A 13852-nucleotide genomic window follows, 5' to 3' on the forward strand; every position below is an offset into this window, starting at 1 on the left:
GATGTAGGCGAATGGTTAAATTTGGATATGGCGTATAACCAAATTCCTCCCAACGCCAGATAGAATCTTACTAGGCATAATGTTTTACATTATGGCGAACTCACGATATTCAGATGAACTAATAGGGGTAGCGAAATCGCTGTACTTGCGACGCTATACTCCTGCAGAAATTGCAACCGAACTTAATTTGCCGAATCGGCGGATCGTTTACTACTGGGCTGAAAAAGGGAATTGGCAGGATTTACTCAGTCATGAATCGGTTTTAGATGCGATTAATCGACGCATTATTTTGCTCAGTGAGCGAAACAATAAAACTGTTTTTGAACAAGAGGAGTTAGACCGTTTAATTAACCATCATATCAAATTGATGGCGCAACAAAATAAACACGCAGAGAAGCTGGCGCAGGCAAAAGCACAAAATAATCAATCTAGCTACTCAAATGATAATGAGTCTGACGATGGTGAACCAAGGAAGAAAAAACGCTATCGTAAAAATGATATTTCTGAATTAACAGAAGAACAATTTCAGCAATTCGCTGACAAAATGCTTTTTGGCTATCAAAAACATTTACGCAATAACATTAAAAAATCCATTCGTAATATTTTAAAGTCACGCCAAATTGGGGCGACTTGGTATTTTGCGTTTGAAGCGCTGGAAAATGCGGTACTCACGGGCGACCCACAAATCTTTTTATCCGCATCAAAACCGCAAGCCGAGGTTTTTCGCTCCTATATTGTCAATATTGCAGAGCAATTTTTCGGGGTGACATTAACAGGCAACCCGATTCGTTTAAGCAATGGCGCAGAACTTCGCTTTTTATCCACCAATAAAAACACCGCGCAAAGCTATTCAGGTCATCTTTATTGTGACGAATATTTTTGGGTACCGAACTTTAAACATTTAAATGAAGTTGCCTCTGCAATGGCAACTCACGACAAATGGCGCACAACCTATTTTTCTACGCCTAGCTCAAAAACCCATCCCGCATATCCGTTTTGGACGGGTGACGAATGGCGCGGTACAGAAAAAGCCCGCAAAAATATCAAATTCCCTACATTTAAAGAAATGCAGGACGGTGGACGCGATTGTCCTGATGAACAATGGCGTTATGTCATTACGCTGGAAGATGCCATTAAGGGCGGTTTTAATCTCGCATCTATTGATAAACTGCGTAACCGTTATAACAAAGACACGTTCGATATGTTGTATATGTGCGTCTTTGTTGATAGTGGCGCATCCGTTTTTAAATATAACGATTTAGAAAAATGTTGGGTTGATGTGGGGCTATGGGAAGATCACTTTCCTGATGAACCGCGCCCATTTGGGAATCGTGAAGTATGGGGCGGTTATGACCCCGCCCGTTCAGGTGATACCTCCGCATTTGCTATTTTAGCACCGCCTTCTGCACCTGGTGAACGGTTCCGTGTTCTGGCCATTTATTACTGGCAAGGTATGGCGTGGAAACATCAAGCCAAAAAAATCCAAGAACTTTATGGGCGTTATCGCTTCACACATATCGGCATTGATACGACAGGTATAGGTCATGGCGTCTATGAGATGGTGCAAGATTTTGCACCACGTGAAACGATGGAAATTCGTTATAGCCTTAGCATGAAAACCCAACTCGTCTTAAAAATGGTGGATTTAGTCGATGAGGAACGTATCGAATGGGATAGAGAGCAAAAAGAAATCACCGCCAGTTTCTTGGCCATTCGTCGAGATACAACCAGCAAGGGCGGTGCCATGACCTTTGTGGCTGACCGCAGTATGGAAACAGGCCATGCCGATAGTTTTTGGGCTATCGCTCATGGCGCAATTAATGAACCGTTGAACACAGATAATCAACGTAAATCAAAATGGATATTTCAAAAGGCATCGTAATGGCTAAGAAAAAATCACGGAAGAACCTCTCTATTTCGGCATCCAGTACCCCGAAAAAAAACATGAGCATTATTACACTGGGTAAACCCGAGCCGATATTAACAACGCATACAGACTATCAAAATATCTGGTATGACAATGAACATGATCATTATTCACTCCCGATTGATAGAACTGCGCTTGCTCAATTAGTTAATTTAAATGCCCAACATGGCGGGGTGATTTATGCGCGTCAAAATATGATTTTATCCGATTTTTTAGGCGGTGGTCTTAGCCATGAACAACTAAAAGCGTCCGTAATGAGTTACCTTATTTTTGGTGATACAGCCATTCTAAAAGTACGAGATTATTGGGGAAATGTCATTCAACTTTTTGTTTTGCCGTCACTTTATCTTCGTTGTCGAAAAGACGGTGATTTTGTCATTTTGATAGAAGGTGAACCGTTAGTGTATCCACCTGAAGATATCATTTTTATCAAACAATATGACCCTCAACAGCAAGTTTACGGTATTCCCGATTATATCGGTGGTATACATGCGGCACTCTTAAATAGTGAAGCCACCATTTTTCGTCGTCGTTATTACCACAACGGGGCACATACGGGAGGCGTTTTTTATTGTAATGACCCTTCTCTCACTGATGAAGTGGAAGCCCAAATCATTAAAAATCTAGAAAATAGCAAAGGTATCGGTAATTTTTCTACGATGTTTGTGCATATTCCTAAAGGCGATCCCGAAGGGATTAAATTTATGCCTATTGGGGATATTTCGGCTAAAGATGAATTTAATAATGTCAAAAATATCAGTGCCCAAGATATTTTAACCGCGCATCGCTTCCCGGCGGGTTTAGCAGGGATTATTCCTGGCAACGTTGGCGGTTTAGGTGACCCAATCAAAGCCCGTGAAGCCTATCGACAAGATGAAGTTATTCCTGTGCAACGCATGTTTGAGAATGCCGTCAATAGTGACCCTGAAATACCGTCACATTTGCATATCAACTTTAAGAAAGATAACGACAGTTTGGATGCAGAATGAGGCAAAAAAAGGTAAAATTACGTAAGTTCGATTATTTTGGAGTTCGTAATATGAAAGTGATGAAAGTCCTCTGCCCCGCGTGCGGTGAAAAGGCAATCATAAGAACAACAAATAGAAAACATCGCCAATTTGCTGACCTTTATTGTCAATGCACAGACTTAGAATGCGGAATGACTTTCGTTTTAAACGTCACTTTTAGTCACACACTAAGTCCTAGCGCCAAAGACGTGAATAAAATGATTGATAAACTGCTACCAGATAATAAACAAATGGCGCTTGATTTACTCAAAGCGCCCATTGCTTAAATTATTGAGCCACATTTTGTGGCTTATTTTTTTCCAATAAGTCCACTCTGGCATTGTCGGCTAACTCAAATATTAATGATAAAACAATATCTTTTTCCTGTGATGTGAAAGAATCAAAACTACCTACTTTTGCGATAAGAGCTATTCTTTCAAGTGCTTCCATGCTTTTTATATTATCTGTCATTATCATACCCTTAAAGAATACTGTATGAATAAACAGTATAGTCAATTTGTGTTTTTTGTGAACCCCTAAGTGATAATAATGTGAGATATAATTACTTATTGTGTGAACCTTGATATTTCGTCACGTAATATCGGGTATGGCATGATAATGAATCAATTAAATAGGCTTCGATATCACTTGGTTGTTGAGGTATTGCATAATAAACATCCCCCGCCAGACCGCCAAATAATGGCTTTTTAAAATCGTCATGACTAACAAAATAAAATTTTGCACCATCCAAGACAAATCGCCTAACACTTGTATTTTCAATACCAAGATGATCGCAAAAACAATCTAAAATATGGTTAACCTCGCATTCATCTCCAATGAAGAATTTATTTTTCCCTGTTAATAATGCGTTCAAAATTGATTCTAAAGAAAAATACTCCTCATGAGAGAAACTTGCCTTTTCGGACAAAACACTGACTTGCTTAAAATACAGGCGAGCCAATAAATCTAACATCAGTTTTATTTTTTTCACACTCATAGATTATCTCTCCTCGCTCATACCAATAAATTTGCGATATTTCTCTGCAAGAAAAAAATAGGATGCAATCAAAATATAAAATGGCCATAGCATTGAGTAATCTATCGCTTCACCTAGGCTGTATTTGTCATGATAGCTTTTTTTAGACTTCATAGTTCTGCGTATAAAAAGAACTATTGATATCAATAAATAAAATAAAACCAAGTATTTATACATTCATTCCTCTCAACTTATTTACTTTATTAAAAATACGGTCTTTTCGTTCATTAAATTGACGGTATTTCAGCTGTGTCGTGCCCGCTCTTATCAAAGAACCGTCTTTGAAACTTCTAAACGTCCTATCATCAATGACTATTCCCGACCCATTTCTCATTTTTTGGGCATCATCAAAGGTGATTTCATGCCCGATTGACCTGAAATTATCTAAAATTTCCGTTACCACCTTTTCTTCATCGTTAATCGTTCGGGTTTCCCCCGTACAGTTATTGACAGAACTCCAAGGGGCGCTAATCGCGCCATCAAAAGCCAAACCACTCCCTTTAACAGACGTGGATTCTTTGGCGACCAGTTCCCACTTAGCTGTGCGGGTAAGATAAAAAGAGTCCTCACACGCAAGCGGTGAGTAAACTCCTTTAATTTTTTTAACGTCTTCGCCGTATTCATTCCCCATTTCTGTGACTTCATAAGAAAGTCTCACTGTTAAATCTCGGCGTTTTACTGTTGCACCACCTTGCAACTCGGTGTAGGCATACCAATCACCCACATCTGACGCAAAACGCACGTTGTCCATATCTTCCGTTGCTAGAATTTGCTCTTCACCTGGCAAGCGACGCAACTCACGCCAAACCGACACAGGAGCACCGCCAATTTGCTGAAATTGTCGAATGCGGTGTAAGCTCGCCCATGCTGAAACGGCTTTGGCCATGTCTTTGCATTTCTGCCCCGTTTCATCGTCTATCTCGTCATCCATGGCGTAACCGTCTATATTTTTAGAAATATATTTAGCGATATAACCCGTGGCGGAACCTTTTTCTTTATCAATAGGCTCAACATAAAAACGGGCTTCTTTTGCCTCTTTGGTTTTTAACTCAAAGGCATCCTCTTCACGTGCATATTCCGCGAAGATCTCTCTCAGCTTTTCAACGTGGTCAGGATGAACAAATAACAATAAATGCCAGTGAGGAGTTGAATCATGATGAGGTTCTACAACACGGAAACCGAATGGACGAATTCCTTCGCGGGCATATTCAGCGCGAACTTTTGACCAGACTTTGCAAAGGTATTTCTGAACATCACGAGGGGATGCGCCATTCCATTGTTCAATGAAACCGCCCTTACTGTATGCATTGTGATATTTTGATGGAGCAGTGAGCGTGTAAAACTCACCGACATAACCCATTTCGTTAGCCATATTTTCAAACCCACGCATACGCACCATCAATTCACAACGGCGAACAGCAGGATTAGAAACACTGGCTAATACCATTTCTTCAAGAGAAACGCGGTCACCATGCTCATTGGTTAAATCGAAACTTTTTATGTAATCCCAGTTACGTTTTTTTTGCTCTATCCATTCATGTAGGGCTTTTCTTGAAATATAAGGTGACGCACTTTTTTGTACCTGCCCGACAGCAATAGCAAGATGCTCAGCACGTAAATCACGCATACGCTTTAAACGCCCATACCACCACTTATCAGACATCATGCGTAATAAACCAGAAAGCAACTGGTTTTCTGTTGGTTTACGTCTACCCCTAATAAATTGTTTCCAATACGGCGGGATGGTACCAATCTGTAAAGTAATCTGACTTATTTTTTTGTAGCCAGATTTAGCACCTTCAGAAGTCTCGCTATAATTTGCACGTTGGCAAAATTCGGTAAATGTAGAAGTGAGATAACGAGCAATACCGTTCGCCAGCTCTTTGATGGTTCCACGGTCTAGGGAGTGTAAGTTAGAAAGTTGTTCGACATAATTTTCAGGGAAGAAATCATAACCTGATGTTACGCCATTAAATTGATATTGAGATAAAACAAGGTTGTATCTTGGTAATACATTCTTAGCCACTTTACGTAAAAAGGTATTAGCAAGACGTCTATTATCTTTTTTAGCAGTCTTAAATATTTTTGAATATCGGGTAGCAAAATAAATAGCCAAACTATCAGGCATATTACCCATAATGCTATTGCGATACTCAATATCAAGCGGGTTTGCATCATACATAATGCGTTCAGCCAAGGACGCTTTTGGCGATAACTCTGGCTGAAATTCTTCTTTTTGGCGACGCATTGAGATAAATACGTCGCTGTTATTCTCCACCGCGATAGTCATATCAAACCAGTTCTTGTGCTTGACGTTCTAGCTCTGACGCTTCACTTTCCAACAGTTCAGCAACGTCGGAATAATCCATTTTGTTTTGAATGATAAGGCTAGATAACTTGCGAATACGGGATGCGTATTTATCAGCGCAGGCTTGCTTTTGCTCATTACGAGCGAACACTAATGCAGAATCTAAAACTAATGCTTGTTCAATTTCAGACACTAAACTAGGCGTAAAAATGGGGGTTGGTATTGATGTATTCATAGTTAATTTCCTTTATTTAGGTTGCAAAAAGCCCTGACCGATTAAGGTCATTTATTTTTACTTTGGGTTTAATTAATTATTCGACTAGAGATAAGCCTTTAGGTAATAAATTACTAAATGATATACGACGATTTATTTCTTTAATGATACTGTTTATTTCTTCCTTGCTAAATTTATCAATATCAAGATTCATTCTTTCTTTTTTTATCCCTGCATCTCTCAATATTCCTGCCAAAAAAATTCTTTTTTCTTCATACATTTCATCGTGCTTATTTTTCATGTCATCAAGAAAAAAACCTAACTTCTCATTATTTCTTTTAAAGTAGATAGCGCGTAATTTAGCTATTGCATTTAATCCATCAATTCTATTTTTCAATGGAATATAAATAGCTCTATCTCCGCTTTCTGATGGATTCTGATACATAATAACCTCACTTAAAATGGTATTTCGTCACAATCAATTTCTAAATTTTCGCAGACAATAATAAATTCATGCGCAAAAGATTTTAATTCATCATGAATAAGGTCTACACATAAACCACTATTTTGTGCATTATTAACTGCATCTATTAATTGCTCGCGTAACATTTGTTTTTTAGTCTGTAATTCTTTTAACCCTTCCGCTATGCAATTATGTTTATGTATGTATCCAGATAATTCTTTTTTTAAAGAAACTGTCTCGTCACCTTTATCACTCAAATCAAACCCCATTCTTATTTTTGATGATTCAAAATTATCATTTTCATATTCTGGATTAGGAATAAAATTCAAACGAGCCACCTCAGCACCTTTATGATAAATGAATGCTTGTCCACAAAAAGAGGTATTAGGAATATCTATATTTTCATACTCAAGTATTGGGTTATTCACTCTTATTGTAACGCTTCCAAAATTAGTCTCTGACATAACTACCTCTCAATTAACTTAAAGCTGATATTAATAAATAACCCATAAATAAAATAAAGCTAACAATATGAATAGAATTGTTATTTTCATTTTTAAATGAATCACTGGATAATTTATATTTGTGTTGTTGAAGCTGTAATGAATTTAATTTCATTTTGAAATCTCACATAAATTATTTAAACAACGGAAATATTTCATCTGAATTATTTTTGACTTTTTCATTAAAAACAATCCATCTATATAAAGTGGTGTGTGATTCTGTAAATTCACTTTTACCTAATTTAGACACTTTCACAAAACCAAAAGGCTGAATAGAATTAAGTCTCTCAATTTCAGTAATTAGTTTCATTAGTAAAATTGGATCAATAATCACATCATCACCATGCAATAAACATGGAGTACAAACCCCTTTTACTAACTCTTTAATCTTCAACACTTCGGCTGATGTTCTCATTTTTTCTCACATCATTGATGGGCTAAGATTTGTTACTGCATCCACTGCACAGACGAACGCTGGGTTAGTATGTAATCTTGCGGATAATGTTATTCCTGCCAACGTTAAACAACGAATTGCTGTATTAACAGAGCGTTTAAAATCAGCGACTCGCGCATTATTTAAATTACCGCCCGATACTGTATTTGTTGCTAACTTTCCAACCTCACCGACTGCCGTTAATAAATAAGCGGGCACATTAGAATCACTCATTTCATTAACTGGCACTGACGGCTGACATTGCATTTGTTCTAACACACCATCAAGAATGGATGCATCTTCGGTTGCATCAGTCAGCTTCATTAAATCAATGCACGTTAATTGGTGCGGTTGTTCAGGGTTTAACTTGTTACGCAACATTTGGGCGTTCATGCCGATGCTTTCAGCAATTTGTACAAGATCCCCTTTATGGGTATTTGCGAAAGCACGGCATGCATTATCAAAGTGCGCTTGTTTGGAAACCTGATAATCAAACATGGTGTTTATTCTCAAAATGCGAAAGACTGACTACGCTTCTAGTGAAATATTGGCTTTAGATAAGGCTTCAACAGTTAAAGCTGCCAAATTAATAAATACTGTAGATTGCTTTAGGTCTTTGCTTTTAGCTCTTACAGGTAAACGACCATCGGCAATCATATTTTTTACTGTATTTCTAGATAATCCAGAGCGCTTAACATACTCTTCAATCGTTATATATGGCTCTGGGATTGTGATTGTAATATTTGGTCTCATAGGGCAAAATCTCCGCATTATGTCTATTTGTATCTATTTGTCTCTATTTGGTTCCCCACGAACTGAGAGTGAAGATACTTCGCGTGAGACGAATAGTCAACATTAAAAATACATATTTTTTGTCTAATGCGAAGTTTTGAGGATGCGAATGAATAGCTCATTTGATTTTGTATCATGTGAAAACACGGCTGAAATTCTTGATAGAATGATAGAAGCGTATGGTTTTACTAATAAAATAATGCTGGCAACACATTTCAATATGGGAGCAAGTAGCCTCAGCGGAAGATATAAACGAAATATTTTCCCTGCGGACATGGTAGTTAGATGTATGTATGAAACTGGGGTAGATTTAGAGTGGTTAGTATTTGGTAAAGGTAAACCTTTTGACCAAGAAAAATTAGATATTTTAAAAATTCCTAATTTTCGATTGAAAAGTGGTGCTCTATTATCTGCTGACATAATAATGATTGATAAAGTAATATTCCCTACTACATCGCAACTTCCTCAAGACCCCATTTCAATTCAAATTGATAATGACTATTTCATCATTAATAAAAAATTCAATGATATTTTTGATGGCAAATGGCTTGTTGAAATTGATGGGAAAAAGAGCATCCGAGAATTAACTAGAATGCCAGGACAAAGAGTTAGGGTGTCTGGGATTGGTATGGCATTTGACTGTGAACTAAATGCTTTAACAGTGTTAGGTAGTGTTATAAAAGAAATAAAGGATTATTAATATGAAAAATATTTTATTAGGTTTAGTTATTTTCTCATCAGCATCTTACTCCTTTGCAATGACTGAAAATTGCACAATAGCTAGTACTATGTTTGAAGACTCTGGTTTAATTATGTCTGACGGCATATCAATGGCTATTAATGATGGAGAGAAATTAAAAAATTCCACCGTTACTTATGATGAATTTTCAATTTGGTTTAATAAAATCTACCCTAAAAAACAAGCTAACTTTCTTAATAAGTACAATCAATATAAAACTAATGACAGCAATAATCCTATATATCTAGGCTTTGTTTCTATTATTGAAGTAGATAATTTCACAGTATCTCTAAATAACTACATGAAAAATAAGCAAGATAATGATTTCAAATCAATGTTAGATGCTAAATCACGTATTGAAAATGCATACAATAAATTAGCAGAAGATTGCGGTAAGAAGTATGAGCGTTAAGAAATTACCTAATGGGCAATGGCGCTTAGATTTTTATCCTGAAGGTAAGAAAAATGATAATGCAAAACGTATACGTAAGACTTTCACGACCAAAGGTGAAGCCTTAAATTATGAGCGCTATATTTTAGATAATACTAATAATCAGCCTTGGCTTGGTGAAAAAGAGGATAATCGTAAATTAAGTGAGCTAATTAACACTTGGTATAGTTTACATGGTGTCACCATTGATGATGGTGATAAAAGAAAATCTTCCATGTTATATGCAACTGATTGTATGGGTTCCCCTTTAGCACGCGAATTCTCTGCTAAATTATTTTCCTCATATAGAGAAAAACGAATTTCAGGAAAACTTAGGCGTACTGAACGGATAGAAAAAGTTTCACCCAGAACAATGAATCTTGAATTGGCTTACTTTAAAGCTATGTTCAATGAATTAACACGTCTTGGTGAGTGGAAAAATGAAAACCCGTTAGAATCTATCCGTCCATTTAAAACAGAAGAATCTGAAATGAGTTTTTTAACTCATGATGAAATAAGGTTATTGCTAAAAGAATGTGAACTCAGTTCTAACCCACACTTATTAACAATTGTAAAAATCTGTCTATCAACAGGTGCACGGTGGTCAGAAGCTGAATCATTAAGAAGCTCGAATATAAGCAAATATCGCATTACTTATACAAACACAAAAGGTAACCGCAATCGTACTGTTCCTATTGATGAACCCCTTTATAATGAAATATTCGCCAATAGAACAAGTGGTACCCTCTTTACATCCTGTTACTCTGCCTTTAGAAGTGCTCTAAAAAGAACAAAAATAATATTACCTGACGGTCAATTATCTCATGTATTAAGACACACTTTTGCTTCTCATTTTATGATGAACGGTGGAAATATTTTAGTATTACAAAGAATACTTGGTCATACTGATATAAAAATGACCATGCGATATTCTCATTTTGCACCAGATCATTTAGACGAAGCCGTCAAATTAAATCCACTATCACAGATAGCAAAAGATAATGGTTAAATTGCCCCATTTTTGCCCCATCAGCTAATCACAGGTTGGCTCTATTTGGCTCTATTTGATTCTTAACATATTGATTTTAATATAACTCATTGATTATATTACATGTATCAAATTACTCATAATAGTTTGCCGAAACACATCGAGAGCAATAGTACTTTTGTTCAACCGACTTTAATTGAGTTAGATAAAGTCAGTTCACTGAAAAAAGAGATCTTTGGTCCTGTTTTACATGTTGTTCGCTACGCAAGCCAAGATTTGCCTACTTTATTAAATGAGATTAATTCCACAGGTTATGGTTTAACTATGGGAGTTCATACTCGTATTGATGAAACTATTGCGTATATTGCTACTCATGCAAAAGTAGGAAACTTATATGTAAACCGAAATATGGTAGGTGCTGTGGTAGGTGTTCAGCCTTTTGGTGGTGAAGGATTATCAGGTACGGGGCCTAAAGCGGGCGGGCCTGCTTATTTATATCGCTTATTATCTAAACGCCCTGAAAATGCGACAACACAAACTTTATCGCGCCAAGATGCTTATCTCCCTCTTGATACTTCAATGCGTAATAGTTTGTTACAAACCTATCATAACTTTATGGCATGGTTAGTGAACAAAGTTGAAAAAACACATTATGCTGCATTAGAAGATTACGCTGCTGCCTCTCAGGCAGGTACATTGCGTGTATTACCAGGTCCGACTGGTGAACGTAATACTTATCAGTTAGTTCCTTGTGGCAATGTACTTTGCATTGCAGATAACGAAAAAGATGGCTTTAGCCAAATAGCAGGAGTATTAGCTTCAGGCTGTCATGCCATTGTGGTTAACAGTGCATTCTCGCAAAAAACATATCGTGAATTACCGGATGACGTTAGGAAATCTATCACTCTTATTGATAAATGGGATGATGATTCAGTTAAAATTAACGCCGTTATTTATCATGGTGATTGCGATCAACTTAAAGAAATTTGCCAGAAAATAGCACAACGTAAAGGTGCTATCATTTCAGTACAAGGATTCGCTAGAGATGAGACAAATTTACTGTTAGAACGTTTATTACACGAGCGAGCCCTCAGTATTAATACAGCCGCAGCTGGAGGCAATGCAAGCTTGATGACGATTAGTTAATTACCCCCTCTCTTTCTCTCCTTATCTTTGAGACCACCTTTAAAGTTTGTTTTCTTAAAGGTGGTTTTTTCTTTTGTTACTCCATTTTTTCTAAAGAGATAGCCCAAAATATTATTTTTTTGAATGCTGTGACTACTCTCACTCTTTTTATATTTATTATTCGCGACGAGTTAGTTTCGTAAATATACTTACGCCCAAGTCAACCTAGAAGTTGATTTAATTATATCTTTATGAATACCTGAAACTTGCGCCCCACTGTGGGCGCTTTTTTTTATCTAAAAATAGGTTATCAGTGCGAATATTCTTATTAAAGGATAAATAAAAAACTTTTTTAAGATAAGAGGAAAAGCAGAAAGGTAAATAAAGTGTGATTATCAGCGACAAAAGAAAAAGGAGTAGGCTAGGCTACTCCTTTTAAGGTCTCTCTTGAGCGCAATTAGTGACTGCTACTCATCGATGGTGGCTCTTGGCACCAATCGAGATATTGCTCATACTTACGTAGCGCAATGTTGTAGTTACTAAATGCAGAGGGAGTGAGCTTTTTACTCAGGTCTGACTGAATTTTCTCTGTCGTAAATTCTTGACGCGGAAAATTAGTTGAAGTCAGTAATTCATCGAGCCGACGTAAACGAACCACATACTCACGAACAGTACTGTGGCTCATCTCCGTTTGTTCAAACAAATACTGCTTAAAAGACATAATGTCAAAGTAGTCAGTTTCACTATTACAGTAAATCTCACTACAGAAACGACATAGCGCAGAAAACTTCTCTTGTAACGTTTCCCACGTTTCATCATCAACTAAATCTGTCATTTCAGAAATGGCTTCTTTATTGATGACTTGGCGATTGAATACGAGAGAGATCCGATCAAGCGCCTTGTGGCAATGTAGACAATGAGTCTGGCTGTGTTTATAGTCTTTAATGTAACGGCTTAGCGGCCGTTTCTTTTGTGTTGAAACAGACATAAGAGATAAAGCCCTGTGTTGTAGTCTTAATAAACAAAAACAAAAATAAGCAAAACTTCTATTTCTCTGGGTTTAAGCGTGCTCGCAGCCTTTTTATGGCTTGGCTGTGTAGCTGGCTCACGCGGGATTCCCCGACATTAAGCACTGCGCCTATTTCTTTCAAATTAAGTTCTTCCTGATAATACAGTGTAAGAACCATTTTTTCCCTTTCGGGAAGCAATTCTATCGCGTCTATGACTCTTTGGCGAATATCACTTTCTAATAACATCTGTAATGGATTGTCATCATGATCTTCGTCTTGAGACGGTTCACAGCTTTCACCGTAAATTTCATGCCATTCGTCATAAGAGAACAATTGGCTGTTATTCGTATCCAATAGGATCTGCCGGTATTCTGCTAACTCAATCTGCAAATGATCAGCAACTTCCTGTTCTAATGGGGGTCGTCCTAGATCCTGCTCTAATTGATGAATAGAATGGGTAACTTCTCTTGCATTTCGGCGCACACTGCGTGGCGCCCAGTCGCGGCTGCGTAGCTCATCTAACATCGAGCCACGGATACGTTGAACAGCATAAGTGGTAAAGGCAGCGCCTTGCATTGAGTCATAACGCTCAACCGCGTTTAATAACCCAATTCCACCTGCTTGCAAAAGATCATCCAATTCAACACTCGCAGGTAACTTGACCTGTAATCGTAATGCTTCATGGCGAACCAACGGGACATATCGCTCCCAGAGGCTATTTTTGTCCATCACGCCTTCGGCGGTATACAAATCACTCACAACAAAAGACACCTTTGGATAAAAGACCGGAAACCATTATCTGGCTAAATAAATTTAGCAATCGACTGAACAGTGAAGCAAAAGCGCCTCTTTTTCACCTATGCCAAATTTTCAGTAA

Annotated in this window: 17 protein-coding genes and 1 pseudogene; 7 read left to right on the top strand and 11 right to left on the bottom strand. The window is 37.4% G+C overall.

The window, feature by feature from the left end; translation table 11 throughout:
• Positions 1-91: 91 nt before the first annotated feature.
• From JEP36_RS08145 to JEP36_RS08155, 3 genes are read left to right on the top strand one after another with little or no spacing between them, the layout of a single operon-like run.
• Positions 92-1882 (top strand): terminase large subunit domain-containing protein, encoded by a 1791-nt coding sequence (locus JEP36_RS08145; RefSeq protein ID WP_232805434.1) that lies wholly within the window; start codon positions 92-94, stop codon positions 1880-1882.
• Complete coding sequence (locus tag JEP36_RS08150; protein ID WP_198630072.1) at positions 1882-2916, top strand: phage portal protein; 1035 nt, start codon at positions 1882-1884, stop codon at positions 2914-2916. Before JEP36_RS08145 ends, JEP36_RS08150 begins: the two co-directional genes overlap by 1 nt.
• A complete protein-coding gene (locus JEP36_RS08155; protein WP_036935239.1) occupies positions 2913-3221 on the top strand; it encodes an ogr/Delta-like zinc finger family protein in 309 nt (102 codons plus the stop codon). Before JEP36_RS08150 ends, JEP36_RS08155 begins: the two co-directional genes overlap by 4 nt.
• A 1-nt stretch (position 3222) precedes the next feature.
• Here JEP36_RS08155 and JEP36_RS08160 read toward each other — a convergent pair whose 3' ends face one another.
• The 9 genes from JEP36_RS08160 to JEP36_RS08200 all read right to left on the bottom strand — a co-directional run bounded on the left by JEP36_RS08160 (position 3223) and on the right by JEP36_RS08200 (position 8644).
• Positions 3223-3405: a hypothetical protein gene (locus JEP36_RS08160; RefSeq protein ID WP_109373031.1), complete on the bottom strand. Its 183-nt coding sequence runs from the start codon at positions 3403-3405 to the stop codon at positions 3223-3225.
• A gap of 91 nt (positions 3406-3496) precedes the next feature.
• Positions 3497-3931 (bottom strand): hypothetical protein, encoded by a 435-nt coding sequence (locus tag JEP36_RS08165; protein ID WP_109373030.1) that lies wholly within the window; start codon positions 3929-3931, stop codon positions 3497-3499.
• Between the two features lie 208 nt (positions 3932-4139).
• Complete coding sequence (locus JEP36_RS08170; RefSeq protein WP_109373028.1) at positions 4140-6260, bottom strand: replication endonuclease; 2121 nt, start codon at positions 6258-6260, stop codon at positions 4140-4142.
• A 1-nt stretch (position 6261) separates the two neighbouring features.
• Positions 6262-6513 (bottom strand): DUF2732 family protein, encoded by a 252-nt coding sequence (locus tag JEP36_RS08175; protein WP_109373027.1) that lies wholly within the window; start codon positions 6511-6513, stop codon positions 6262-6264.
• Between the two features lie 76 nt (positions 6514-6589).
• Positions 6590-6937, bottom strand: coding sequence for a DUF5347 family protein (locus tag JEP36_RS08180; RefSeq protein WP_109373026.1), 348 nt, complete (start codon positions 6935-6937; stop codon positions 6590-6592).
• Between the two features lie 11 nt (positions 6938-6948).
• Complete coding sequence (locus tag JEP36_RS08185; RefSeq protein ID WP_109373025.1) at positions 6949-7419, bottom strand: hypothetical protein; 471 nt, start codon at positions 7417-7419, stop codon at positions 6949-6951.
• Between the two features lie 172 nt (positions 7420-7591).
• The gene (locus JEP36_RS08190; protein WP_109373024.1) at positions 7592-7873 is read right to left on the bottom strand and encodes a hypothetical protein; all 282 of its coding nucleotides are present in this window, start codon (positions 7871-7873) and stop codon (positions 7592-7594) included.
• 6 nt (positions 7874-7879) lie between these two features.
• Positions 7880-8389 (bottom strand): phage regulatory CII family protein, encoded by a 510-nt coding sequence (locus JEP36_RS08195; protein WP_109373023.1) that lies wholly within the window; start codon positions 8387-8389, stop codon positions 7880-7882.
• A 30-nt stretch (positions 8390-8419) separates the two neighbouring features.
• Positions 8420-8644 (bottom strand): regulator, encoded by a 225-nt coding sequence (locus tag JEP36_RS08200; RefSeq protein WP_109373022.1) that lies wholly within the window; start codon positions 8642-8644, stop codon positions 8420-8422.
• A 148-nt stretch (positions 8645-8792) separates the two neighbouring features.
• On the opposite strand from JEP36_RS08200, the gene JEP36_RS08205 reads away from it, so the two are divergent.
• From JEP36_RS08205 to JEP36_RS08220, 4 genes and pseudogenes are all read left to right on the top strand, one after another.
• Positions 8793-9383 (top strand): phage repressor protein CI, encoded by a 591-nt coding sequence (locus JEP36_RS08205; RefSeq protein ID WP_109373021.1) that lies wholly within the window; start codon positions 8793-8795, stop codon positions 9381-9383.
• A gap of 1 nt (position 9384) precedes the next feature.
• Positions 9385-9834 carry a hypothetical protein gene (locus tag JEP36_RS08210; protein ID WP_109373020.1) on the top strand — a complete coding sequence of 150 codons (450 nt, stop codon included), beginning with the start codon at positions 9385-9387 and terminating at the stop codon, positions 9832-9834.
• Complete coding sequence (locus JEP36_RS08215; protein WP_109373019.1) at positions 9824-10861, top strand: phage integrase; 1038 nt, start codon at positions 9824-9826, stop codon at positions 10859-10861. Before JEP36_RS08210 ends, JEP36_RS08215 begins: the two co-directional genes overlap by 11 nt.
• Positions 10862-10963: 102 nt before the next feature.
• Positions 10964-11986, top strand: a pseudogene (locus JEP36_RS08220) (aldehyde dehydrogenase family protein); the annotation flags it as partial.
• A 436-nt stretch (positions 11987-12422) separates the two neighbouring features.
• Here JEP36_RS08220 and fliZ read toward each other — a convergent pair.
• The gene (gene fliZ / locus JEP36_RS08225) at positions 12423-12953 is read right to left on the bottom strand and encodes a flagella biosynthesis regulatory protein FliZ (RefSeq protein WP_088495242.1); all 531 of its coding nucleotides are present in this window, start codon (positions 12951-12953) and stop codon (positions 12423-12425) included.
• Positions 12954-13011: 58 nt separating this feature from the next.
• A complete protein-coding gene (locus JEP36_RS08230; RefSeq protein WP_036912728.1) occupies positions 13012-13734 on the bottom strand; it encodes an RNA polymerase sigma factor FliA in 723 nt (240 codons plus the stop codon).
• Positions 13735-13852 lie beyond the last annotated feature (118 nt).

The sequence above is a fragment of the Proteus sp. PR00208 genome, from assembly GCF_016238545.1.
Classification (GTDB): domain Bacteria; phylum Pseudomonadota; class Gammaproteobacteria; order Enterobacterales; family Enterobacteriaceae; genus Proteus.